Here is a 23,527-nt window from a genome sequence, read left to right as displayed (position 1 = left end):
CATCGTCGTCAGCTGCCTGGCGCACCAGCATCGGGTGAGGTCATGGTGGCGTCATCCACCCGGGTGAGGTGAGGTCGTCGGTGCGCGCGGCTGCTCGGTCGAGGTGTTCGTCGAGGCGGTCGGCGACCTCGGCGTCGGTGAGCGGAAGGGCGTAGGCGTACTCGCGCAGGGTCGTGGACGCGTCGCCGTGGCCGAGGCGGGCCTGGGCTTGGAGGATCTCGCCACGGGAGACGAGGAAGGTGGCGACGTAGTGGCGGAGGCGGTGCAGCGAGGCTCCGGGGACACCGGCGGTGTCGCGGAGGTGAGCGAAGCGGTGCCCGAGCGAGGTGGACATCATCGGCGTGGCGTGGTCCGCGTCCGCGCTGAACAGCCACGGCCCGAACCTGACACCGGTGCTTTGGCGGGTACGCCAGTCCGCTTCGAGGGTGTGCCAGAGGCGGGCGGTGGACGAGCCGAGGGTGAGGCTTCGCTCGCGGCCGGACTTGGGAGTGGTGACCACGTCGGCGGAGAACGCCCGGCGGATGTGCAGGACGCGCCCGTCGAGGTCGTCGAAGTGCAAGGCGGCGAGCTCGCCCCGGCGGGCGCCGGAGTCAGCGGCAAGGCGCACCAGGAGCAGGTTCTGCTCGGCATGGTGCCGCCGGCGTCGGGTCGCGGTGGTGCCGGTGTCGTTGGCGACGGCCTCCAGCACCGCGGCCTCGGCGGCGGCGAGAAGTCCGGCGACCTGATCGTCGGTGAGAGGGCGTCGCGGTTCAACACGGCCGGGGCCGCGCATGGAGCGGATCGGATGGGTGTCGATGATCCGCTCGTCATAGGCCCAGCCGACCGCAGCGCGAAGCACCCGGAACCGCCCGCCGACCACGCTGTGGGTCGCGCCCTCGGCCTGCCAGCGGGCGAAGGTCTGCCGCAGCTCGTTCGGGGTAAGGCCGATCACTCGTCGGCGGGCGAGACGGGTGTCGCCGCGCAGGTAGCGGACGTTGGACTCGTAGCCGACCCGGGTCGACGGCTTCCACGGGTGGTCGGCCTCCAGCCACACGTCGAGGAGCTCGCCGACGGTCAGCAGCGGCGAGGGCCGGGTCCGGTCAGCATCACGTGCTGCTATAGCCGCCTCTCGACAGGCGTCGGCCTCCGCGGCGGTGCCGTGGACGGTGACCGACCGCTGCCGGGTGCGCCCGGTGGCCGGGTCGGTGCCCACGGCGATGCGGACCTCCCACACCCCCGGGCGTCGTTCTCGCATCGTCCCTGAACCCCAATCGGCAGCCATGAGCCCTGAATGTAGGGACAGATGTAGGGACGCCCGTTCCGGTCAGCCGACACCCCACGGCCGGCGCACCACTCCGACCAGGGACGATGTTCAGCGCGCTCGGAGGGACTCGAACCCCCAACCTTCTGATCCGTAGTCAGATGCTCTATCCAATTGAGCTACGAGCGCAGGAAGATCCCGAACCCTACCGGACCCTCGGTGATCCGCTCCACCCTGATCGGCGGACCATCAGTCCCAGGGGTCGTCCCAGTCCGAGGGGCCGCCGAGGCGGGAGCGGATCGCCGACCGCGCGGCCACGAAGCCCACCGCCACGAGGCCGAAGAACCCCACCAGGCCGAGCACCATCGGCACGGTGAGCCCCGAGGACCGCTCACCGCTTCTCACCACCAGGCCGAGCAGGGGGACCCCCGCGAAGGTCACCAGCAGCACGACCGCCGCCCACTGCGCTCGCGTCATCGACGCCGGCGAGGTGTCCTCGTCTTCATCCACGACGTCGAGGGTAGGGCGGTGCGGGGCCCGACCCTCGACGGCCCACGACTCACTGGAGCCGGGCGAAGGCGTCCCGGGCCTGGCGGAGGTCCCGCCGGCGCTGCTCGAAGGTGGCCCCGACGGCAACGAGCACCACCCCGGCCACGGCGAAGACCAGGTAGCGGGGCAGGTCGGCGGCGACAGGCGCCAGGTGACGCAGGGCGATGGCCCCCACCGCGGCGCCCCCGAGGGCCAGCGGGGCCTGGGCCCGACCGGCGGCTCCCCACACCGTCACGGCCACACCGGCGACGACCACGGCAACGGTGCGACCCAGGTCGTCGAGGCTCAGGGCCAGCAGCGTGCTCGGACCCAGGGCGACGGCCAGGCCGGGACCCAAGCGGAGCCACGACCCGTCGACCGTCTCGTCCCACCGCACGTAGGCACCGACCACCAGCAGGCCTGCCGCGAAGGGCAGCGTGTAGGCCTCGGGCACGACGATCCCACCGGCGCCGAGGCGCAGCCAGACGAGCAGCACCGACGCGCCGACGGCCCCGATCCAGGCGAGGCGCCGGGAGGGGCGCAGGGCCGAGAGCCCGGCGGCCGCACCGGCTAGGGCCACCACCACGCTGGCCCCGTCGAGCGACGGCGCCGCGACCAGGGCGGTCAGCAGCCCGAGACAGGCCAGCAGATCGGCGACCCCGACCGCCTCGGTCGCCCGCGGCCGGAGCCGTTCGACCACCGGCCCGACGCCGGCGACCAGCGCCGCGGCGATCGCCAGGCTCACGGCCACGGCCCCTCGCCCGTGGCCGAGGACGACCACATCGAGCACCACGGTCGCCAGCAGTGCGGCCAGGGCCCCACCCGTCCAGCCGGCGGCGACCGCCTCATGTCGAACCAGGGCGGCGGCGGCCACGGCCATCCCGGCCGCCACCACCACGGCCGTCACGGCCAGGACGAGAGCGGTCGAGGCGACGGACACGACGACCACCAGAGCGGCCAGGCCGACGAGCAGCGCTCGCAGCCAGGGGTCGCGGTCACCGCGTCGCACCGCGAGCGCCGCACCGGCCACGACCAGCGGCAACAGCCCGGTGACGGCGACCCCGACGGTGAGGTCGAGCGCCACCGGCGCGCCGACGGCCACCGCCCCGGTGGCGACAGCCAGGACGGGGACCGCCCACCGACGGCGCCCGGCCCACCCGACGAGACCCACGGCGAGGAGGGCGCCGAGGTGGGCCAGGGTCAGGCCGTCGGCCAGGAGGGAACGCTCCACGTCGGTGCCGAATCGGTCGACGAGCGGGGTGCCGGCGTCGCCGTCGGCCCCCGAACCGGTCGACCCGAGCAGGGCCAGGGCGGTGGCGACCACCTGCACCCCGGCGTACGCGCTGGCCGCCGCCGCAACAGCGACGCCGTTGCCCGTCACCGCGGCCCACGGCCGAGCCGGGTCGCGATGGGCCACGCCCAGCCCCACGAGTGCGACCAACCCACCGCTCGCCGCCATCACGGCCAGCCAGGCCTCGATCGAGCTCACCGCAGTGGTGGCCCCGAGCCCGGCGGCCGCCACCACGGCGCCGACCGCGGCGGTCAGCACCAGGCTCTGCGTGGGCCGTGTCCACCCGGCGACGAGGACCGCCACCACGGCCACCGCGGCCAGGGCCACCAGCAGGGCCATCGATCCCGCCGGTCCCTGCGACCCATCAGCACCCAGCCCGGCCGCCGTGGTGATCAGCCCGTCCACCCCGGCGCCGAGGGCGAGGAGCCCAGCGATGGCCCAGCTGAGCACCGCGCCGACGCGGGTGACGGCCCGCGCCAACGTGCACCGCCCGAGATGGCGGTCGACGGTCACGGCCAGCAGGGCCTGGGCCGTGGCCACCGCGGCCAGGAGCAGGACCGAGGGTGACGAGGCGACGAGGATCGGTCCCGGGAGGAAGGCCAGCCCGGCACCGGCGGCGGTGAGGCTGCGGAGCCGCATGCTGCGCCCGACGAGCACCGCCGCCCCGGCGAGCACACCGACGCCGACACCGGTGACCACCCGACCCGACGCGGCACCGTCGAGGGCCACCCGGGCCACGTGCACGTCGGCCAGGCCCAGTGCGACCCCCACCGCACCGAGGGACTCAGCGGTGGCGAGGAGACCGCGGCGCCGACAGGCCACGGCGCCACCGACCACGACGCCGGTGAGCACCACGAGGAGCGCGCCCTGGGCCGTGGCCGCCAAGCGGTCCCAGGAGACGGCGGTGAACACGGCGACGGCGGCGACCAGGCTGAGCGCACCGAGCGCCACCAGCACCTCGGGCGCACTCCACCCCGGGCGGGGGGCCGGCTCCGCCCCCATCGGTGGAGGGCCCGTCGACCCCGCCGAGGGATCGACGGGCGTCGGACCGCCGGGCGCCGCTCCCGGCGCCCACGTCGGATCGGGGGCCGCTTCGCCGGGCTGGACCAACGGGGGGAGGGCCAGGGGAGCCCCGGACGCCGCCGCGGAGAGGACCGGCTCTGCGAGGCGCGGCACCTTGGGACCGGGCGGGTGCACCATCGCGTCGCTCACACCCAGCGAGGCGAAGGATGCAGGCGGGGCGGGGACCGCGGCGGGCTCCAGTAACGTCCGGACGACGGCGTTGCGCTCCCCGCACAGATCGTGGAGCTGGTGGTCGAGCGCCCAGAGACGTCCGCCCTCAGGCGAGCGGAAGTCGACCCCGCAGGTGTCGCACCGGGGCTGCGACAAACGGAGGTGGCAGATCGGACACGTCGTTGCGGAGGGGGCCGGGAACGAGAGGGTGCGGGGCATGGCCCCACCCTCCGCCCCGCGCCCGACGCGTGCAATGCGGGACGGCCCCCATCAACCCCTGGGGGTCGACCGGAGCGACCCGTTGGTGCGCTCAGGGTGCACGCTCGCCCGCCACGATCTCATGCGAGGTCAGACGGAGCTGAGCTCGGGAGCAGAGACCTCGTCGCGGCCGGGCCCGGCGGGCGTGACCTCGGACCGGGCCGCGTCGCGTGCCTCGGTCTCGGCCCAGCGGGCGGCCAGCCGCCGGCCCGCCCGACCGACGCGGTCGATCCGCTTCAGGAGGCGAGTCCGGGCCGTCTCGGCCTCGGGCGTCAGCCCCTCGAGGGCCGGCACGTCCCAGTGGCGCAGCACGACCGGCAGGAGGATCTGCTCGTGGTGGACCTGCAGGTCGTAGATGCCGGCCTTGGCGATGGCCATGGCGTGGGCCTCGAAGTCGACGATGCCGGTGCCCGGCATCTCGAAGTCGGTCACCTGACGCTCGATGGCCAGCACGGCGGCCGACGGGTCCCGCTCGATCGACGCCGTGACCAAGTCGCGGTAGAGGAGGTAGTGCAGGTTCTCATCCGCGCCGACGCGGGCCATGACGTCGTAGCCGGCCTTGTCGTCGAGCATCTTGCCGGTGGCCCGGTGGGCGATGCGGGTGGCGAGCTCCTGCAGGGCGACGTAGACGAGGCCGTCGAGCGCCGTCGGCGGCTGGGGCACGATGCCGTGGGACACCTGGTGCATGCGGGCCCGCTCGAGGGCGACGGGGTCGACCATGCCGGTGACGGTGAGGTAGTCGCGGATGACGATGGAGTGCCGACCCTCCTCGGCGGTCCAGCGCCGGGCCCACTCACCCCACACCTCGGTGGAGCCGAACATCTTGTCGATGGTCGAGAAGTAGTACGGCAGGTTGTCCTCGGTGAGCAGGTTGACGAAGAGCGAGCTGCGCACGGCGTCGGGAACCGGGTGGCGCAAGGCGTCCCACTCGCGGGATGCAGTGCCGGCATCGCCGCGCTCCCACGGCACCAGCTCATGGGGGAACCACTCCTTGGTGGTGGAGAGGTGCCGGTCGACGAGCCGCCCGAGGATGGGGGTCAGATCCGCGATCAGAGCTTGGTCCTGCTGCATGGGCCCACCCTACCTACCGGTAGGTAGGGTGTCGACCGCCCGGCGATCGGACATGGGTCACACGCCGATCCGTCGACAATCGCCGGCGGCGACCAGATGGTCAGGCTGTCCGAACCCGAAAAGCGGGAGAGGCGACGCCCGCAGGCGCCGCCTCTCCGACGATCAGCCGAGCTCAGGGGCTCGGTGGCTCAGTGACTCAGGCGCCGCGGCATGCCCACGGGCCCCAGGTGTCGCCGGCATCGGCGAAGATCCTACGGGCGACCTTGGCGTTGACGTACGGATCCGTGATCTGCTCCCAGCTGTAGCCCATGCGCTCGACCATGGGCTTGTGGACCGTGTTGATCTGGAACAGGCCCCAGTTGCCGCCGCCCGGGCTCACGGCCTCGGGGTTCAGGCTGGACTCGCAGTCGGCCACGCGGGTGGCTTTGTCGTGCTGCGACGACGGGAAGTTCTGGCGGATCGCATCCTTCGAGAGGTCCTCGGGGGTGCAGGCGGACGCGCCGACCGCCAGACCGACGATGCAGAGGACGGGGAGGAGGATTCGCTTCACGGATGACTTCCTTGATCGATGGTCCCGCCTCCCGTCGGGCCCCTAGAGGCAGGGACAGGAGAGGCGCCCGGGGAGCGACGTTGCTCTGGGGGAGGGCACCCCGTTCGCGGCTGAGGCGACAAGATATGACGAAGCGGTTACGAAACGCAAGATCTCGTGACGTGATCACCGTCACACCATCGTCAAACAGGGACCTGACCATCGCCCACGGGCCGGGACGAGCCCGGTTCGATCAACCGCTGCGGGCCTGTCTCACCACCGATCGTGAGCGGGCGTTCCACGCCTCGCCGTCGGATGCGGATCAACCGGACCCGTCATGGTCGTCAACCGGTGGAGGATGTTTGGACGCCGCTGGAACTGCCCCGGGCGCCCCCAACGACGGGGCCCAATGCCCCCGAGGTTCAGGTTTGCCCGGAGGCACCCCAGGCCAAGACCGCTGCGGGAGTGGCACTGGCCTGGGGCTGTCCGGCGGAGAGGGTGGGATTTGAACCCACGGACGGTGTGACCCGTCACCTCCTTAGCAGGGAGGCCCGATCGGCCTGACTCCGGCACCTCTCCTCGGTCGCCGATGGTACAGGTCCGACGGCCGGGGCCGACTGCGATCACGATCCACCGATCGCGACCGCTCCCCACCCCGCGCCCAAGGCGCGCCCAGGGCCAGCCCAGGGGGCGAGGCCCCGAGTGAGCCTCGATCGGCCCACGACCACGGCGATCGCCATCGGTCGCCAGAACCCGCGCCGCCGCTGCCGCCGGGTGGCTGAGTAGGGCGGTGCTGTCCGAGGTTTGCTCAGTGGGCGGGGTGGCCGAGGGCGGCGAGCACCGCAGCCCACTCGGTGACGACGAGGAGATGACCAACCCCGGAGGTGACGTGCGTTGTCGAGTCGACCAGAGCCTCGGCCCACCAATCTCCGTGGCTCGGGCGCACGAAGTCGTCCTCGCTGTAGAAGAGGTGCACCGGCGTCCCGACCGAGGCCGGGTCGAAGCCCCACTCGGCGATCTGGTCGGCCACCACGTCAGCTGCGGTGCCGTCGGCGCCGGGCCGGAACGCCTCGGTCAGCATGGTCACGACCCGGTCCCGCACGGGCCGGTCCGTGAGGAGCTCCTCGTCACCCGGCCCGGCGACGAAGCCGAGGCCGTCGGCAGGGTCGCCGCCGACGGCCTGCTCGAGGATCTCGGCCAGCCGGGCCGTGGCCGTGACCGGATCGGCGCGCAGCGGCTCGAGCATGGCCTGCTGCTCCTCGGGGATCCACGACAGGTCGTCAGGGGCCGGGGTGCCGATCACCGCCAGGGCCCGCACCCGCTCCGGGTGCCGGGCGGCGACTCCGACCGCGACCCGGCCTCCGGCGGACCAGCCCGCCAGCGCAGCCCCGTCCACGCCCAGGTGGTCGAGGGCGGCGACCACGTCATCGGCCTGACCTGCGATGGTCGGCACCGCTCCGTCGCCCAGGGCGGTCGAGGCTCCGTACCCGGGCCGGTCGAGCGTCACCAAGCGGATCTCCGCGGCTGCGGTGACCGCCGGATCGGGGTCGAACAGGCGGGAGCCGGGAGCCGAGTGGAGGAGGACGACGACGGGGCCGTCGGCCGGGCCGACCTCGTCCACGGCGAGACGGCGGCCGTCGGGGAGGTCGATGAGGTGGTGGGGGGTGGGGGCATCGGTCATGGGCCTAGGGTGCGCCGGGCCTGGTGACACCGTCCTGTCACCGTCTCTGAAAAGGTCAGATCCCTTCGATGAACCGCACCGATCGCCTCTACGCCATCACCGACGAGCTGCGCCGCGCCGGGACCACCGGGCGGACCAGCGCCCAGCTCGCAGCCCGCTTCGAGGTTGCGCCGCGCACCGTCAAGCGCGACGTCACGGCCCTGCAGGAGGCGGGGGTGCCGATCTGGGCCACCGCCGGACCGGGCGGTGGCTACGCCCTCGACCCGGCCGCCACGCTCCCGCCGCTCACCTTCACCGCCCGGGAGGCCACCGCCATCGCCGTGGCCCTCACCCTCGGCCCTGACCTGCCCTTCGCCCCCGACGGACGAGCGGCGCTGACCAAGCTGCTCGGCGCCATGCCCGCCGCGGACCGATCGTCCGCCGAGGCCCTCAGCGGACGCGTATGGGTGCGGACCGAGGCGCGCTGCGGGTCGCCGGTGCGCCGGGCCCGGCCCGCCGCCGCCCGGGTGGTCGACGAGGCGATCCGGGCCCAGGTTGTGGTGGTCATCGACTACACCGATCGCGACGGCCGGTCGACCGAGCGTCGACGCGTCGAGCCGCTCACCTACGCCCTCGACCGCGACGAGTGGTTCCTGCTGGGCTGGTGCCGGCGCCGCCGGGCCGGTCGCTGGTTCCGCCTCGATCGCATCGACCGGGCTGTGCTGACCACCGAGCACGTCGAGCCCCGGGACCTGCGCGAGGTGTTCGGGCCGATCCCCGCCGGCGCCCGGCCCGTGGTGCTCGGGTGAGGGTGTCCAGCGACGGCAAAGCGCCAGGTCGCAGTGCCGGGCTCCGTTAGCGTCCGGCGGCGAATCGGAGGCGCGCGGATGGGTCGACACAGCGGGGCACGGCGGCGTCCACGGTCGGCACCGATGAGCTCCCCCCCGTGAGGGATCGTCCGGGCGGAGCGGTCCTGGCGCTGGTGCTGATGGGGGGCGTGCTCGCGGCGTCGACCGCCGCCCTGTTCACCCGGGGCGCCTACGACGCGGCCGGGGCCGGCACCCTCGGCGGCGGCTTGCTGCTCGCCGTGGCTCGCATGACCATCACCTCGGCCCTCACCGCGCCGGCATGGATCGAGCGGCGGCATGCGGCCGGTGCCCCGCCGCGCCCCACCCTTCCCGCCGGCACCCGAGCCCGCACGGTGCTGGCCGGGGCCCTGCTGGGCCTGCACTTCGCCACCTGGCTTCCTTCGCTCGTGTACACGTCGATCGCGGCCAGCAGCACCATCGTCACCACCGGACCCATCTGGGTCGCCCTGCTGCTGTGGCTCCGGGGCGAACGACCCTCAGGCCGGGCCGGGCTGGGCATCACTGTCGCCGTGGCCGGCGGAGGCCTGGTGGCCTTCGGCAACGTCGAGGGGCTCGACTCGGGGGCGAACCCGCTGCTGGGCAACGCCCTCGCCCTCGTGGCCGCCATCACCTTCGCCGGCCACCTCCTCCTGGGCCGGTCCGTGCAGCACCGGGGCCTCGGCCTCTGGCGGTGGACCGCGGTGGTGGCCGGGGTCGGCGCCCTCACGGTCCTGCCCCTCGCGCTGCTGGCCGCTCCCGGCGACGGCCCCTACCCCGCCGGGTTCTGGGCCGCGGCGGTAGCCCTCGCCCTCGTGCCCCAGCTGCTGGGCCACTCGTCGTTCACCTGGACGGTGCGGTGGCTGAGCCCCACCCTCGTGTCGTCGGTGATCCTGCTCGAACCGCTCTTCTCGGGGTTGGGCGGTGTCCTGCTCTTCGACGAGGTGCCCGGTGCCGTGGTGATCGCCGGAGCCGTGGCGCTCATCGCCGGCGTGGCGCTCACCACCGTCGCCGAGCAGGACCGGTCGCCGCTCCCCGCCGAGGCGCCGCTCGGGCCCCCCTGAGGTTCCACGGAGGAGGTGCCCCGGCGCTTGCGTTGCGGGCGGGGATCAGGGCTCGTCCTACGGTGGGAGGACGCCTCGACGCCACTCGCTCGAGAGGGGGGCCACCATGACGACCTGGTTCGCGTCCGACCTGCACTTCGGGCACCGCAACATCAGCCGCTACTGCGGCCGGCCCTTCCCCGACACCGAGGCGGGCGTGGCGGCGATGGACGAGGCCCTCGTGTCCGCGTGGAACGCCACGGTGGCGGCCGACGACGAGGTGTGGGTGCTCGGCGATGTTGCCATGGGCCTCCTCGACCGGTCCCTGCCGCTGGTCACCGGGCTGCAGGGCACCAAGCACCTGATCGCCGGGAACCACGACCGCTGCTGGGGCGGCCACGACCGCCCCGACCAGATCGCGAGGTGGCGGGAGCGCTACCACGAGGTCGGCTTCGCCACCATCGCGGAGGCTCGTGAGCTCGACCTGCTCGGGCACCGGATCCGCCTGTGCCACTTCCCCTACCGCGGCGACAGCCACGACGAGGACCGCTTCGGGGCCCACCGACCTGTCGACGACGGCACCTGGCTGATCCACGGCCACGTCCACGAGACGTGGCGCCAGCAAGGGCGCCAGGTCAACGTCGGCGTCGACGCCTGGGCCGGGCGGCCGGTGGCCGCCGAGGCCGTCGTCGCCCTCATCGACGCGGGAGAGCACGACCTGGCCCCCTTGCCCTGGACTGACGCCCGGGCGGGCGCCCCAGCCTGAGCCCGGACTCCGAGACATCGCGGGCGTGGTCTTGTCGCACCTGCACTTCGATCACTGCGGGCAACGGCGCGCCATCAACGCGCCGGTGTACGTGCAGGCGGCCGAGGTCGAAGCGGCGGAGACCCCGGGGTACACCGTTCCCGAGTGGGCGGAGATCCCCACCGACCGGTTGCGACGCATCGCCGGTGATGAGGAGATCCTCGACGGTGTTCGCTTGCTCTCGACACCGGGCCACTCCCCGGGCCATCAGTCGGTGGTCGTCGAAGCTGCCGGCGGACGGGTCGTACTCGTCGCGCAGTGTGCTTACCGGGCGAGCGAGCTGCGGACCGGCGAACCCGGATTGACGAACCTCCACGACGATTCTTGGCAGGATGCCGCCCGCGACTCCCTGGCGCGGGTCCGCTCGCTGGCCCCGCTCACCGCTCAGCTCAGCCACGACCCCGAGATCGTCACCCTCAGCGCTGGTCGATGACGACCCGAAACCCGGCCGTGTTGTGAGGTGGGTACACCCCGTGCCGCCGGGCACAACGAGCCATGTCTCGGTGGTTCAGGTAGCCGCCGCCGCGAGTCACGTGGGGGTCAGGGGCCCAGGCCTCAACGGCGGGAACATCGCTCGGCGCGCCGTCGTAGGGGGCGAACACGGTGGAGGTCCACTCGTCCAGGTTGCCCACCAGATCGAGGACCCCGTACGGGCTGGCGCCCTGGGGAAACGACCCGACGGGCGCAGTGCCGCCGATCCCCGCCTCGGCCAGGTTCGCGGCGTCGGCGCGGAAGCGGTCCCCCCACGGGTACTCGCGGGTGTCATCTCCGCGGGCTACCCGCTCCCACTCCACCTCGCTCGGCAGCCGTACTGACAGGCCCCACACCCCGGCGAGCCAGGCGCAGTACTGCGTCGCGTCCCCCCACGTCACGTTCGCGGGGTGATCGTCACGCTCGAGGGCCGGAGACTTGCCGGCAGCGCGACAGAACGCGGCGTACCCCCCGCGCGTCACCGGAACCCGGGCGATCGAGAAGCCGGGTACGTGGACGTGAGCTCGCGGCGCCTCCTTGGCGAAGTAGGAGCGCGGCAGTCCGAGGTCGGCATGACGACGCACGACGTCGTCGATCTCCGCGATCGGGGTCCCGCGGCGAACCACACCCGACGGGATCTCCACCACATCGAGCATCATTGCATCGGCGACCTACGCGAGGAGCTCGATCTCGCACTGCGGTCAGCGTGTGGGCCTCTTCGGTGAGCCGTTCGAGGAGGTACTCCTGCAGGGACTTACCCGCGGCCGCAGCACGACGGCGGAGGGTCGCGTGGACATCATCGGGAACGTCCTTGACCTGGATGCTCGGCACGCGGGCCCACCGTAGCGCCATTCTGGCGCCATCTGGTAAACGATCCGTCGTTTGCTGTCGTGACGGTGGGGAGCGCGGGAACTCATCGCGCGACGCGAGGAGAGGGCACTCCGGCCGAGGACTCGGTGACGACGTCATCGACGCGGGCGGACTTCCGAGTGTCGCCCGAACGGAGGTTCCACGCCGCGATCAGGTCGGGGGAGGGATTGGCCGACGGCCAGTGCCTCGGCGTCGACGAGAGCGCCGGGCGGAGGCCGGTTCACGGACGGGCCCGAGCAGCCGGTTGATGAGCGAGGGGTTCCCCGGCCACGCCTCCAAGATCACGTGGCGCGGAACCTGTCGTCCGGCGTACCTGAGGCCAAGCGCGATGACCACGATGTCGTCGAGGGGTCCGATCACCGGCAGGAACTCCGGGATCAGATCGATGGGCGAGATGATCCAGAGCGCGGCGAAGGCGAGGGCGAACTTGGCCCGGCGGGGCACCCGGGGGTCGGTGCGCAGCGTGCGGAGCATCTTCACGCAGCTCGGCAGGAAGGCCGCGAGATCCTTGGCCACGCCTTCGGGCAGGCGAGCGGCAAGCAGGATCATGAGCATCCACGAGGCCACGAGGACCGAGGCCGCGCCGATCAGGAGCCGGATCACTCCGACAGTCGTACCAGGCGCGCCTCATGGTCCATCGCGATCCCGCCGGTCGGTCGGATCAGTAGCTGAAGGTGGTGGCTCCGTCGCCGATCCACTCCCACAGCTGGACGGTGCCGGTCAGCTCGGCGTTCGCGAGGAGCAGTCGACGTGGTGATCGACGCCGACCTCCGAGCGCTCACGCACATCCTCGTGGCTGCGGGCGGAGTACGACAGCTCGACGGCGGCGATCTCTGCCATGGGCAGCGCCCCGTCGGCGGCCAGAGCCTTGAGGAGCCTGTCAGCAGACTCGCGGTAGCGCTGTTGGTCGACCGTTGACGTTTCGGCGATGCGCCGTTCTACCGCCGTGCCCCCCGCATCACCTGGGAACGGTGAGGTCGTCGAGTGCGGTCCGGTCCTGCTGAGGTCTCATGTGCGGGCGTGAGCGGTGATGTCCTCCTCGAACGCCGCGATGAGCTCGGCCGACAGCGTGGGCCTCGTCGCGGCGATGCCCCGGAGTACGTCGTCGGTCGTGGCCCGGCCGGTGGCGTCATCGGCGATCGACCGCTCGAAGAGGGCCTGTGCGGTCCTGCGGGAGGCGAACTCGATGTCGGCCGGGGTGAAGAGGTCGGAGTGTTCGACGATCGCGACCAGGTCGAGGTCGTCATGGGGGATGGCGAGGAGGTAGCGGTCCCAGATCGCCTCGCGCGCCGTGGGGTCGGGCGGGCCGACCGGGATCAGGTAGTCGAATCGACCGTGACGGAGGAACGCGGTGTCGAGGGCCCGGATCGAGTTGGTGGCACACACGAGGAGCCGACCCGGCCGCTCACGGAAGACCGGGATCAGCTTCAACATCTCGTTGGTGACCCCGGTGTGGCTCCCTGTGTCCCGCCGCCCGGCGATCTCCTCGACCTCGTCGATGAACACCACCGCAGCGTCGAGCTCATCGATCTGGGCGAAGACCTCCCGCAGCGCCCCGGAGAGCCCGCCTGGCGAATCGTCGGCCAGCCGCGACGGGAACAGCTCGACGAACGGCCAGCCCAGGCGGCCGGCTATGCCCTTGGCGAACGTCGTCTTGCCCGTACCGGGAGGGCCGAACAAGACGATGGCCCGTGGTGGCACCAGACCGTGCTGCTCGGCTTCGTCCGGCCGGGCCAGGGGCAGGATGATCGACCGTTCGATGAGGTCCTTCTCACGAACCATCCCACCGAGCTGGTCCCAGGCGTCGGCCCGCAGCATCCGTCCGCCCAGCTGGTCGAGGAGGCCGCTGGCGGGCGATGCTGCCGGCTCGAGCTTCTCGTAGACCTTCGCGTCTCCGAGGAAGCGGTAGCCCGAGTTGGCCAGGGCCACAGCACCGACATCCGTCTCATCGTGGAGGAGGCAGCTGATCCGGTGCGCGCCGGCGGCGATCAGCCGGCGTTCGAGCTCGACCAGCAGCGAGCTTCCGATGCCGCGTTGCCGCCAGCCCGTCGACAGGCTGATGCGTTGCACCCACGCTCGGTCGCCGCTGACCGTCGCCACCGCCGTGCCCACCAGCTCATCGCCCACCACGGCGCCCACCGCCGGCTCGCCGATGCGAACCGCAGCGATGAGCTCGGAGAGCCCGAACACCGTTTGGTTGCCGCCCGTGGCCGGGTCGTCCCACATCCGGATCGCAGCATCGAGGTCGCCGTCATGGAGGTCGCGGACTCGCCAAGGTGGCATGCGTCATACTGACTCGTGCCGCCCGTCTCGACACCATGCGTTCGAGAGATGGCGAGCGGTGACGGCGCGCTGCTCGATCCACTTGGCGCCGAACACATCGTCATGACGGCACTGCGCCGCTGTCGTCCTGTGGAACGCCAGGACGGCACCGCATTGACGGGCGCTCGTCCGGTCCTGCGTCTCCAGAACAGCCTCAGTGGCTCCCTGATCCCGCCGGGCGCTTCGACTCCCGGCTTGAGCAGCGGTGAGTTCGCGCCGGAAGGACGGCGATGGCGGCCCAGGACGGGGTGCGGCGACACTTGCTCTGCCGTCACTGGCTCTCGGAAGCATCGGCGTCGCCTCCGGGCAGTGGTGGTGGGGACCTGAAGGTGAGGTACCGGGACGCCTCATCGCCGGACGACGCGCCGAGGTCCGCAGCCAGGGGCTGCATCGCATCGTTCGCAGGATCGACGAGCCCGAAGACGCCGCTGGTAGACGTCGGTCGCCCTGGCGACCCGCACGTTCACCGCGAGGTGGTGTGTGCCGGGCTGTCGCGACGGCCTCCCGTGAGAAAGTCCCTGTCCGAGTCCGAGATGCGAGCCCAGACCGCAGCGGCATCGAACCGTCCCCCGGGGGCCGATCTCGGGCGAAGCGCCTCCAGAGCGCCTCCTCGGGCCGAGGATCCCTCATCGCTGTCGCCAGGGCCAGGTGATCGGTCAACTCTCGGCCGGGCGAGACAGCACGTCGAGCAGGCCGGGCAGATCCGTCGCCACCGTCGACCAGAGGACGTCAGGACGTCGAGGTCGATGTCGAAGTAGTGGTGGACGAGGCGATCTCGCATCCGAGCCGCCGCCGACCACGGCACGTCGGGATGGAGAGCCCGTGTCGTCGCGGTGACCTGCTTGGCCGCTTCGCCGACGATCTCGACGAGCTTCGTCAGGGCGAGCACAAGCATCTAGTCGTGGTCGAGCTCCGAGCGCTCCTTGGCCTCGACGAACCGCAGCCCGGTCTCGATCGCATCCACCATGTGCCGGATGCTGACCTCGTTGTCAGGCGGCATACAGCTCTCGGGCCGAGGCGGCCACGCGGTCGCGGAAGTACCGGCTCAGATCGCCGACCGTCCGCAGGTCGACCTCCCGGCCCAGCATCTCACCCAGCTCGATCTCCATCGCCGCGATGGTGAGGAGCCCCGGCACTCGTCCCGGCTCGAACCCCACCAGAAGGTTCACGTCACTGTCGTCGCAGAAGTCGTCACGCAGCACCGACCCGAACGCCGCCAGCCGTCGCACCCCATGTCGCGCCACGAACGCACCGAGTGCGTTGTCGTCGATGTCGATGCCAGGTCGCAGCTGCACCGTCCCATGTTCGCAGCCGACGGCCGCGTCGTCAGGTATGACAAGTCCTCAGTGACCGGACCCGGGTCGCCGCTCCACGACCTGATGTCGAGCCACCGGGGAGCAGATGCTCGGGCCCGGCACGTCACTGCACCCTCACTCGGCCGGCTTCGGCGACCAACTCCGAGACGCCATTGCCCCTCGACGCGTCGGTCGACTCACGAACCGCTCTCGCTCGGGGCGCGAACCTGGGGCATTCACCACTGGAGGAGCGGGGTGGGACAACGTTCGAACCCCGACGAATGGGACGAGGTCGCCCGGCTGCTGGACAGGGGCTCGCCACCCGGAGTGATATCATCGGGCCATATTCGATATCACTGTTGACCGGAGCCCGCCGTGAGCCGACCCACCAGGCCGATGTTCTCCCTGCGCTTCCGTTCGGAACGACTCCGTGAGCTCGTCCGGGAGGTGGCAGAACGAGAGGGGGTGAGCCAGAACGAACTGCTCGAGGTCGCAGCCGAGCACGAGGTGATCGCTAGAGGCGCCCTGTTGGCCGATCACCTCGACCTCTCCGCGGCTCGCCTGCGATCGATCTCCGAAAGGGCGTTCGCAGGGGTCGTCACGGCCAGCATCGATGCCTTCGTCGCAGGCGAGGCGAACTCCGAGCCCCTGCGTCCGCGTCGCATCTCTCGCCCGGCAACGCAGCCGGAGAGGTCAGCACGTCGACCTCTCGGAGCCGTTGCTGCGTTCCACAGCACGGGCTGAGCGACCTTGCCGGGCCCAAGCTGGTCTGACGACGATCACACTGACCAAGCGACGATCGTCGCCAACGTTGCCGTCGCGCTGACGGCGGCGTTTGCGTTGGCCGATGCGCGCACGATGCCTGCTGCGCGCGACGTGAAGGCATGGCACAGCAGCATCTACGACGGCTGCGCGGTTCCGTCACCGTCCTACGTCGGTCACTTCCGGGGTGATCCGGGCCTGCCAGACATCGTCGACTACGAGGTCGCGGTCGGGTCAGTCCTGGTAGACGGCCTTCCAGAACGAGTCGGCGTGTGGGCCGACGATGTCGCCGCGGCCGTGGACCAGTTCTTCGACGGCCTAGCCGCGGCACTGGCTGTTCTCGACGATGCGCTCCCGCCCGGGGATCAACCGACCCAGGTCGACGCGCTCGACGAGGTGATCGCTCTCGCAGCGGAGGTCCACGGCGAGTGGGTTCGCATTCACCCGTTTGCCAATGGCAACGGACGCACGGCCCGCCTTCTCGTGGCCCACATCTCGTATCGCTACGGACTCCCGATCTTCCTTGCGCTCAAGCCCCATCCGGACGACGTGGCGTATGCACGTGCGTCAAAGGCGTCAATGGGACGCCCGCCGGACTTCGCAGGCGACCATGGGGAGGCGCGAGCCGTGTTCGCTTACTTGCTGACGCTGCACCTTCTCTCCTGACCCATGCCCATCGAGCGCGGGAGCTCTCGCACCGCAGCCCAGCGGCGTGATGCCCAGACCTCAGGGAGAGCGGAGCGGGGGGGATTCGAACCCCCGGGCCCGTGAGGGCCGGTCGCTTTCAAGGCGACTGCATTCGTCCGCTCTGCCACCGCTCCGCTCGGCACCGTAGTGCTCGCCGGGCGGTGCTGACCGGGCCGATCTGCAGTCAGCCGGGGGCGGGTGCCTCGATGGGGCGCGAGCGCTCGGTGCCCCGGGCCAGCGCCCGCCAGAGAGCGGGGTAGCTGCGGTGCTCGAGGCCCTCGGGCACCCAGCCGCTGGCCCGCAGCTCGGCGTGCATCTGCGGCAGGTTGCGCCACGGCACGCCCATGTCGACGTGGTGGGCCAGGTGCCAGCCGATGTTGTAGGGCACGAGGAAGAACCGGCCGAGGGGGTGCTGGCGCACCGAGTGCGTGGTGCGGCGCCGGTCCTTGGAGTGCTCCATGCCGCCGTGCTCGGCGATGGCCCGCAGCCGGTTGATGACCCGCCAGCTGGTCATCCAGGGCACGAACCACAGCAGGTACAGCTCCGGGCGCCCGAGCACGGTGGCGACGACCAGGAACGCCAGCTGGAAGCCGAGGATCCGCCGGGCGTGGCGGCCGAAGTCCTTCATCCGGGCGCCCTTGATGATGCTGCGCAGGTTCTTCCAGCCCGAGATGCCGACCGCGTCGCGTGTGAGCTTGCGGCGCAGCGACGCCCGGCTCACGGGGTAGCCCACGTAGAGGTTCATGTCGGGCTCGTGGGGCCCGAACTCCTCCTTGTGGTGGGCCATGTGGCCGCGCCGGTAGAGGTCGGTGGAGATGAAACCCGGGTAACCGACGACCCAGCGCCCGACCCAGTCGTTGACCCGCTTGTTGGCGAAGAGCAGCCGGTGGGCGGCCTCGTGGGACAGGGCGGCGAAGGCGGCGTGGGTGCGGCCCATCCAGACGAAGGCGACCACGTAGCCGAGCGGGTGGCCGATCCAGGCGGCAAGGGCGATGAGGCCGACCGACTGCGCGTAGACGCTGGCCACGGCGATGGCGTTGCGGACCACGGGGATGCGGCGCAGCCCGCTGCGGATCTCCGGCACGGCCTTGCCCGAGACGAGCAACCGGTCGGTGGGCAGCACCTCGGGCAGGACGGTCGGAGGGGGAACCATCGTCGGAGGGGCGGTCGCGGTGTCCACGAAAGGGACATTACACCTCTCCGCCAACCGTCGCCAGGCCGTAATGGGTCGGGGCCCACCCGTATGCTGGGCCGGTGAGCTCTCGCACCCCTCCGACCGGACCGGACGCCCCGGGTCCGGGCGCGGCCGACGATGACAGGGCGCGGGTCGTGCGCGCCCCGTGGCGATCGGGGGTCGTCCTCGTCTGCCGGGAGTGCAAGGGGGCGCGCGGCTTCGGCCCCAAGCAGGTGCGCGCCGGTCTCCGGCAGCGGGCCAAGGCCGAGCTCCCCCGCAAGGCGGTGCGGGTGCTCGCCGTTTCGTGCCTCGACGTCTGCCCCCAGCGCGCGGTCACCGTCGCGACCTTCGGGGTGCGGGAGACGACGGTCGTGGTCTCGGGCCCGAACGGCTGCGCCACGGTCATCGACCAGCTGGCCGACGCACTCGGCGACGAGAGCAGCCCCGACCGGTGAGCGGCCCCGAGAGGTCGATCAGCGACCGCCACGGGGATGGATCGACCACTCGACGAGGTGAGGAACCGACGGCCGGCGCGGCGAAGGCCCGGGCGCCGGCGGACGGGCCGTGGACACCCGACGAGGAGCCGGCCCTGACCGCCCGCTCGGTGGTCGCCTCGACGCTCCTCGGCGCGCACCCGCCCCGTCTGCCCACGGGCCTGCTGGTGCGCTCCTGCGCGCTGTTCGCCATCAGCGACGGCACGGCCCGCGTCGCCATCTCCCGGATGGTCGCCACCGGCGAGCTCGAGCCCGACGAGGGCGGCTACGCCCTGGCGGGACCGCTGCGCGCCCGCCAGGCGCGCCAGGACCTGAGCCGGGGGGCGACGACCCGTCCCTGGAGGGCCGAGGACGACGGGTGGCGGATGGCCATCGTGGTCGCCGAGGGACGGACCACCACCGACCGCAGCGCGCTGCGGCAGGCCACCCGGACCCTCCGCCTGGCCGAGCTGCGCGAGGGGGTGTGGCTGCGACCCGACAACCTCCCGCCCCGCACCCAGCCCGAGGCCGAGGCCGTCGTGGCCTCCCAGGCCACGACGCTGAGGGCTCACCCCGAGGGAGACCCCGCAGCCCTCGCCGCCTCGCTCTGGGATCTCACCGGGTGGGCCGCCCGGGGCCGGCGCCTGCTCGCCGCCCTGGAGGCGACCCGCCCTGCGCTCGACCGATCCGAGCGGTCGGCCGTGCCGGGTGCGTTTGTCCTGTCGGCCGCGGTGCTGCGCCACCTCCAGTCCGATCCCCTGCTGCCGGCGGCGCTTCTGGCCGACGACTGGCCGGGGACCGCGCTGCGCTCGGGCCACCGGGACTGGAACGCGGCCTTCCTCGCCCTGTGGGTCGACGGTTACCGCCGCCCACAGGGCGACGGCCGCGCCGCCCGCAGCCGGGGGAACGTGTCCTAGACAAGTAACAAGACAAGTTGTAGACAAGTGTCGTGGACGTGGGCGTCATGGTGCTGGTGGGGCTCGGGGCGGTGGCGACCTCGGCGCTCAGCGCCGTCGTCGGCTTCGGCGGCGGGATCGTGCTGCTGGCCCTCCTCCTCCTGTTCGTGGACCCGCTGGTGGCCATCCCCCTCCACGCCGTCATCCAGGTCGTCTCCAACGGCACGCGCACCGTGATCCGCCGCCACGATGCCGACTGGTCGATCGTGGCCCGCTCATCGCTGCTCCTGCTGCCCGCCGGGGCCCTCACCATCCCCCTCGTGGTGCGGGCCCCGGAGGCCGCCCTTCAGGCCGCCATCGCGGTGACCGTGCTCGCCGCCACGTGGCTCCCCGAGCGGTCGGGCCGGGCGCTGCGGGCCCCGACGGGGCGCGCGTGGGTAGGCGTGGGCGCGGTCATCGGTGCCCTCAACACCGTCGTGGGCGCGACCGGCCCCCTCGTTGCTCCCCTCTACCGCGCCGCGACGCGGAGTCGCCAGGCCTTCGTTGGCACCTTCGCCGCCGCCCAGCTCACTGGCCACGCAGCCAAGGTCGTGCTCTTCGGCGCCAACGGCCTGGCGCCGACGGCGCACCTGGGCGCCGCCGCGGCCGGCATCGTCGGGGTGGTGGTGGGCACGCAGCTCGGGACCCGGGTGCTCGACCGCATGTCCCCCGAGCGTGACCGCCGCCTCTACCTCGTCGCCATCACGGTTGTGGCCGGGTACCTGCTCATCGACGCCGCTCGGGGGTGAACCTCGCGGTGCCCAGGCGGCGCCACTCGCGTCCGGTTCGTCTCCGCCCGGGGCCGGCGGCACCGCTCACAGCCGACGCGGAGCCACGCGATGCCCCGGTCGCCCGGCCGGCCCGTTCGATCCAGACGCGGCGGCCGGTGAGGCGGTCGCCCCGATCTCATCCTGAGTCAGCTCCTGCGGGCCGTAGCCTTCCGCCGTGGACCCGGACCCGTCGGCGATCCCCAGGCAGCTCAGCGCCGGGCCCGACTCGCGGCCGCCCCTGCACCGACTGTGGCGGTACGCCCGGGGGCACCGGCGCACGCTGATCGGCGCCATCACCTTCGCGGTGCTCAACAAGCTGGCCGACGTCATGCCCGAGCTGCTCATCGGCGCCGCGGTCGACGTGGTGGTGCGCGAGGGCGACTCGTTCATCGGGTCGCTCCTCGGCATCGAGAGCCGCACCACCCAGCTCGTGGCCCTCGCGGTCATCAACGTGGTCGTGTGGCTGATCGAGTCGGGCACCGAGCTGATCTCCCAACGGCTGTGGCGGAACCTGGCCCAGACCATCGAGCACGAGGCGCGCCTCGACGCCTACCGCCACGTGCAGGACCTCGAGCTGGCGTGGTTCGAGGACCAGTCGACCGGCGGGCTGATGGCGATCCTGAACGACGACGTCAACCAGCTCGAGCGCTTCTTGGACATCGGCGCCATCGAGATCATCCGGGTCGCGGTCAACGTGGCCTTCGTCGGCGCCGTGTTCTTCGTCGCCTCGCCGGTGCTGGGCGTGGTGGCGTTCCTGCCCATCCCGATCATCGTGTGGGGCTCGGTCCTCTTCCAGCGTCGGCTCGAACCGCTCTACGCCACAGTGCGCAGCGCGGCCAGCGACCTGGGCGCGCTGCTGGCCAACAACCTCTCGGGCATCGCGACCATCCGCGCCTTCACCGCCGAGGAGCGCGAGGTGACCCGCGTCGAGGCCGCGAGCGAGACCTACCGGAGGGCCAACGGCGACGCCATCCGCCTGTCGTCAGCGTTCATCCCGGTGATCCGCCTGGCGATCCTCGCCGCCTTCACCGTGACCCTGCTCGTCGGCGGACGGGCCGCGCTGCGGGGCGACCTCGAGGTCGGTGTGTTCTCGGTGCTCGTCTACATGACCCAGCGCCTGCTGTGGCCGCTCACCCGGCTGGGCGAGACGTTCGACCTCTACCAGCGGGCCATGGCATCGACCCGGCGCATCCTCGACCTGCTCGCCGTGGAGGCCACCATCACCTCAGGCGCGCAGCGCCTGGCCGAGCCGGTCCGGGGCGAGGTCCGCTTCGCGGCGGTCGACTTCGCCTACGCCGGAGGGGCAACGGTGCTCGACGGCTTTACCCTCGACGTGCCCGCCGGTGAGACCCACGCCATCGTGGGATCGACGGGTGCCGGGAAGTCGACGGTGGTGAAGCTGCTGCTCCGCCTCTACGAGCCCACCAGCGGCACCATCAGCATCGACGGCACCGACATCCGCACCCTCGACTTCGCGTCGCTGCGCGGCGCCATGGGCTACGTGGGCCAGGACGTGTTCCTGTTCCAGGGCACGGTCCGGGAGAACATCGCCTACGGCCGCCCCGACGCCACCGACGCCGAGGTGATCGAGGCCGCCCGCCTCGCCGAGGCCCACGAGTTCGTCCTGGACCTGCCCCGGGGGTACGACACGATCGTCGGCGAGCGGGGCCAAAAGCTCTCGGGCGGGCAGCGCCAGCGGCTCTCGATCGCCCGGGCGATCCTGCGCGACCCGCGCCTGCTCGTGCTCGACGAGGCCACCTCGGCGATCGACAACGAGACCGAAGCGGCCATCGCGCGGTCACTCGAGACGGTGGGTCGGGACCGCACCGTGTTGGTGATCGCCCACCGGCTCTCCACCGTGCGCCACGCCGATCGGATCCACGTGCTCGAGCGGGGGCGGGTCGTCGAGTCCGGCACCCACGACGAGCTGGCTGCGAGCGGCGGCCTCTACGCGGCGCTGTGGCGGGTGCAGACCGGCGACGCCGCCACACCGGTCGATTGAGGAGCGGCGAGGCTGGGGCGGCGCCTCAGCAGGGCGCCGGGCCGGGGGCACCGCGCCGCAGTGGACGGGCTCGGCCTCCTCGGCGGCGGTGCGCCGCTGGTTCTCGCGGGCGACGGCGGCCTCGGCGTCCTCGAGCGCCCCGGCCAGGTTGCGGAGCTGGGCCAGGTCGGAGTGACGCTGGGTGATCGACGACGAGGCCGAGGTCGTCACCTCCACCGACACCCGGATCAGCGCCGGCACCGCCCGCCTCGGCGACGGCGAGGTCACGATCCGCCACGTCGGCGACGAGGTGATCGTCGACACCGGTGATGGCGATGACGAGGTCACCATCACCCAGGACCCCGACGGCACGACGATCGTCACCGTCAACGGCACCCGCTACCACCTCGAGGCCCAGAGCGGCGTCACCGTGCGGGCCGGGTCGGGCCACGACACGGTCACCGTGCCGTCGGGGGCCGATGTCACCTTCACCGCCGACGGCGGCACCGACGACGACCGGATCACCGGCGGCGACGGGGCCGACCGCATCTACGGGAGCACCGGCGCCGACACCATCGAGGCCGGCGACGGCGGGGACTACGTCGACGGCGGCGACGGGCGCGACTACACCGACGGAGACGACGGGGCCGACGAGCTCATCGGCGGTCGGGGGAACGATGTCGTCTACGGCGGGGGCGACGACGACGCCATCGTGGGCGGCGACGGGGCCGACTACCTCGACGGCGGGAGCGACGACGACACCATCGCCGGTGGAGCTCACGACGACACCGTCTCGGGCGGCCACGGTGACGACCGCCTCGCCGGGGGTGACGGCGACGATGGACCGGCCCGACCTCTCCGGCCTCCGCATCGAGGGCTCGCCCGAGTTCGTCCAGCGGGTCGAGGCCGACCTGGCGACCCTGGCCCCCTCGCCCGCCGGCATCGGAATGCTGCGGGCGATGGATGACATCCACGAGCAGACGAAGGCCATCGCCGCCGACTGGCCGGTGCTCGGAGGCGTCTCCTACCAGGGCGACGTCGTGGTCGTCAGGGAGTACGACGAGCCCAACGGCAGCGCCAGCTACCGCGACTACATCCTCTGGCGGAACAACAGCATCGACTACAACCCCCGCCACGGCTCCATGTACGACTACGACTCCCCCGAGACGTCGACGACGCTCAACTGGCGCGAGGCTCCGCCGATCGCCATCCTCCAGCACGAGCTGGCCCACCAGTACGACTACGGCTACGAGACCGGTGCCGAGGGCACCTACGACGGGGCCG

At 72.2% G+C, this 23,527-nt stretch carries 23 protein-coding genes, 3 tRNA genes and 2 pseudogenes; 11 read left to right on the top strand and 17 right to left on the bottom strand.

All coding sequences use genetic code 11. The features are described from left to right. Positions 1-40 precede the first annotated feature (40 nt). The 8 genes from VNL12_RS14910 to VNL12_RS14875 form a co-directional block, all read right to left on the bottom strand. Positions 41-1,261, bottom strand: a complete 1,221-nt coding sequence (locus VNL12_RS14910) for a tyrosine-type recombinase/integrase (RefSeq protein ID WP_325595730.1) — start codon at positions 1,259-1,261, stop codon at positions 41-43. A gap of 94 nt (positions 1,262-1,355) precedes the next feature. Then, positions 1,356-1,429 (bottom strand) — tRNA-Arg (locus VNL12_RS14905). A 60-nt stretch (positions 1,430-1,489) separates the two neighbouring features. Next, the gene (locus VNL12_RS14900; protein ID WP_325595729.1) at positions 1,490-1,750 is read right to left on the bottom strand and encodes a hypothetical protein; all 261 of its coding nucleotides are present in this window, start codon (positions 1,748-1,750) and stop codon (positions 1,490-1,492) included. Positions 1,751-1,799: 49 nt separating this feature from the next. Further along, on the bottom strand, positions 1,800-4,511 hold the full coding sequence (locus VNL12_RS14895) for an SCO7613 C-terminal domain-containing membrane protein (protein WP_325595728.1): 2,712 nt from the start codon (positions 4,509-4,511) through the stop codon (positions 1,800-1,802). A 129-nt stretch (positions 4,512-4,640) separates the two neighbouring features. Then, positions 4,641-5,621 (bottom strand): acyl-ACP desaturase, encoded by a 981-nt coding sequence (locus tag VNL12_RS14890; RefSeq protein ID WP_325595727.1) that lies wholly within the window; start codon positions 5,619-5,621, stop codon positions 4,641-4,643. A 196-nt stretch (positions 5,622-5,817) separates the two neighbouring features. Next, positions 5,818-6,171, bottom strand: coding sequence for a transglycosylase SLT domain-containing protein (locus VNL12_RS14885; RefSeq protein WP_325595726.1), 354 nt, complete (start codon positions 6,169-6,171; stop codon positions 5,818-5,820). Between the two features lie 469 nt (positions 6,172-6,640). Continuing rightward, positions 6,641-6,729 (bottom strand) — tRNA-Ser (locus VNL12_RS14880). Positions 6,730-6,958: 229 nt separating this feature from the next. After that, entirely contained in the window at positions 6,959-7,831 is an 873-nt protein-coding gene (locus tag VNL12_RS14875) for an alpha/beta hydrolase (RefSeq protein ID WP_325595725.1), read from the bottom strand. A gap of 68 nt (positions 7,832-7,899) precedes the next feature. On the opposite strand from VNL12_RS14875, the gene VNL12_RS14870 reads away from it, so the two are divergent. The 4 genes from VNL12_RS14870 to VNL12_RS14855 all read left to right on the top strand — a co-directional run bounded on the left by VNL12_RS14870 (position 7,900) and on the right by VNL12_RS14855 (position 10,936). Continuing rightward, on the top strand, positions 7,900-8,619 hold the full coding sequence (locus tag VNL12_RS14870; RefSeq protein WP_325595724.1) for a helix-turn-helix transcriptional regulator: 720 nt from the start codon (positions 7,900-7,902) through the stop codon (positions 8,617-8,619). 137 nt (positions 8,620-8,756) lie between these two features. After that, on the top strand, positions 8,757-9,719 hold the full coding sequence (locus tag VNL12_RS14865; protein WP_325595723.1) for a DMT family transporter: 963 nt from the start codon (positions 8,757-8,759) through the stop codon (positions 9,717-9,719). A 106-nt stretch (positions 9,720-9,825) separates the two neighbouring features. Continuing rightward, positions 9,826-10,464 (top strand): metallophosphoesterase family protein, encoded by a 639-nt coding sequence (locus tag VNL12_RS14860; protein ID WP_325595722.1) that lies wholly within the window; start codon positions 9,826-9,828, stop codon positions 10,462-10,464. Further along, positions 10,436-10,936: an MBL fold metallo-hydrolase gene (locus VNL12_RS14855; protein ID WP_325595737.1), complete on the top strand. Its 501-nt coding sequence runs from the start codon at positions 10,436-10,438 to the stop codon at positions 10,934-10,936. The genes VNL12_RS14860 and VNL12_RS14855 overlap by 29 nt, the downstream gene beginning before the upstream one ends. Here the strand turns inward: VNL12_RS14855 and VNL12_RS14850 are convergent. The 7 genes and pseudogenes from VNL12_RS14850 to VNL12_RS14835 all read right to left on the bottom strand — a co-directional run bounded on the left by VNL12_RS14850 (position 10,920) and on the right by VNL12_RS14835 (position 15,461). After that, positions 10,920-11,633, bottom strand: coding sequence for a formylglycine-generating enzyme family protein (locus VNL12_RS14850; protein WP_325595721.1), 714 nt, complete (start codon positions 11,631-11,633; stop codon positions 10,920-10,922). The two genes, VNL12_RS14855 and VNL12_RS14850, sit on opposite strands and share 17 nt — an antisense overlap. Positions 11,634-11,700: 67 nt before the next feature. Next, positions 11,701-11,826: pseudogene (locus VNL12_RS21270) on the bottom strand (FitA-like ribbon-helix-helix domain-containing protein); the annotation flags it as partial. Between the two features lie 168 nt (positions 11,827-11,994). After that, on the bottom strand, positions 11,995-12,399 hold the full coding sequence (locus tag VNL12_RS20980; RefSeq protein WP_349257861.1) for a YkvA family protein: 405 nt from the start codon (positions 12,397-12,399) through the stop codon (positions 11,995-11,997). A 106-nt stretch (positions 12,400-12,505) separates the two neighbouring features. Beyond that, a pseudogene (locus VNL12_RS20975) lies at positions 12,506-12,583 on the bottom strand (peroxiredoxin); the annotation flags it as partial. A 269-nt stretch (positions 12,584-12,852) separates the two neighbouring features. Next, on the bottom strand, positions 12,853-14,127 hold the full coding sequence (locus tag VNL12_RS14840) for an ATP-binding protein (RefSeq protein ID WP_325595720.1): 1,275 nt from the start codon (positions 14,125-14,127) through the stop codon (positions 12,853-12,855). Between the two features lie 502 nt (positions 14,128-14,629). Then, positions 14,630-15,061: a DUF86 domain-containing protein gene (locus VNL12_RS20970; RefSeq protein WP_349257860.1), complete on the bottom strand. Its 432-nt coding sequence runs from the start codon at positions 15,059-15,061 to the stop codon at positions 14,630-14,632. Between the two features lie 94 nt (positions 15,062-15,155). Continuing rightward, positions 15,156-15,461 carry a nucleotidyltransferase family protein gene (locus VNL12_RS14835; RefSeq protein WP_325595719.1) on the bottom strand — a complete coding sequence of 102 codons (306 nt, stop codon included), beginning with the start codon at positions 15,459-15,461 and terminating at the stop codon, positions 15,156-15,158. 750 nt (positions 15,462-16,211) lie between these two features. Here VNL12_RS14835 and VNL12_RS14830 point away from each other — a divergent pair. Continuing rightward, positions 16,212-16,889: a Fic family protein gene (locus VNL12_RS14830; protein ID WP_325595718.1), complete on the top strand. Its 678-nt coding sequence runs from the start codon at positions 16,212-16,214 to the stop codon at positions 16,887-16,889. Between the two features lie 70 nt (positions 16,890-16,959). Here the strand turns inward: VNL12_RS14830 and VNL12_RS14825 are convergent. Both VNL12_RS14825 and VNL12_RS14820 read right to left on the bottom strand, forming a co-directional pair. Next, positions 16,960-17,044, bottom strand: a tRNA-Ser gene (locus VNL12_RS14825). A 50-nt stretch (positions 17,045-17,094) separates the two neighbouring features. Further along, entirely contained in the window at positions 17,095-18,090 is a 996-nt protein-coding gene (locus VNL12_RS14820; RefSeq protein ID WP_325595717.1) for a fatty acid desaturase family protein, read from the bottom strand. A 74-nt stretch (positions 18,091-18,164) separates the two neighbouring features. Here VNL12_RS14820 and VNL12_RS14815 point away from each other — a divergent pair, with 74 nt between their 5' ends. The 6 genes from VNL12_RS14815 to VNL12_RS14790 form a co-directional block, all read left to right on the top strand. After that, the gene (locus VNL12_RS14815) at positions 18,165-18,539 is read left to right on the top strand and encodes a hypothetical protein (protein WP_325595716.1); all 375 of its coding nucleotides are present in this window, start codon (positions 18,165-18,167) and stop codon (positions 18,537-18,539) included. Next, positions 18,536-19,474, top strand: coding sequence for a PaaX family transcriptional regulator C-terminal domain-containing protein (locus VNL12_RS14810; protein WP_325595715.1), 939 nt, complete (start codon positions 18,536-18,538; stop codon positions 19,472-19,474). The genes VNL12_RS14815 and VNL12_RS14810 overlap by 4 nt, the downstream gene beginning before the upstream one ends. A 32-nt stretch (positions 19,475-19,506) precedes the next feature. Next, a complete protein-coding gene (locus VNL12_RS14805; protein WP_325595714.1) occupies positions 19,507-20,241 on the top strand; it encodes a sulfite exporter TauE/SafE family protein in 735 nt (244 codons plus the stop codon). A gap of 196 nt (positions 20,242-20,437) precedes the next feature. Continuing rightward, entirely contained in the window at positions 20,438-22,264 is a 1,827-nt protein-coding gene (locus VNL12_RS14800) for an ABC transporter ATP-binding protein (RefSeq protein ID WP_325595713.1), read from the top strand. Positions 22,265-22,445: 181 nt separating this feature from the next. After that, the gene (locus VNL12_RS14795; RefSeq protein WP_325595712.1) at positions 22,446-23,210 is read left to right on the top strand and encodes a hypothetical protein; all 765 of its coding nucleotides are present in this window, start codon (positions 22,446-22,448) and stop codon (positions 23,208-23,210) included. Then, the coding region (locus tag VNL12_RS14790; protein WP_325595736.1) for a M91 family zinc metallopeptidase at positions 23,113-23,527 on the top strand (415 nt) is incomplete at its 3' end. The genes VNL12_RS14795 and VNL12_RS14790, both read left to right, overlap by 98 nt.

The sequence above is a fragment of the Iamia sp. genome (genome assembly GCF_035575815.1).
GTDB lineage: Bacteria > Actinomycetota > Acidimicrobiia > Acidimicrobiales > Iamiaceae > Iamia.
Note: the sequence above shows the minus strand (reverse complement) of the source record. Positions and strands in the feature narration are given on the sequence as shown.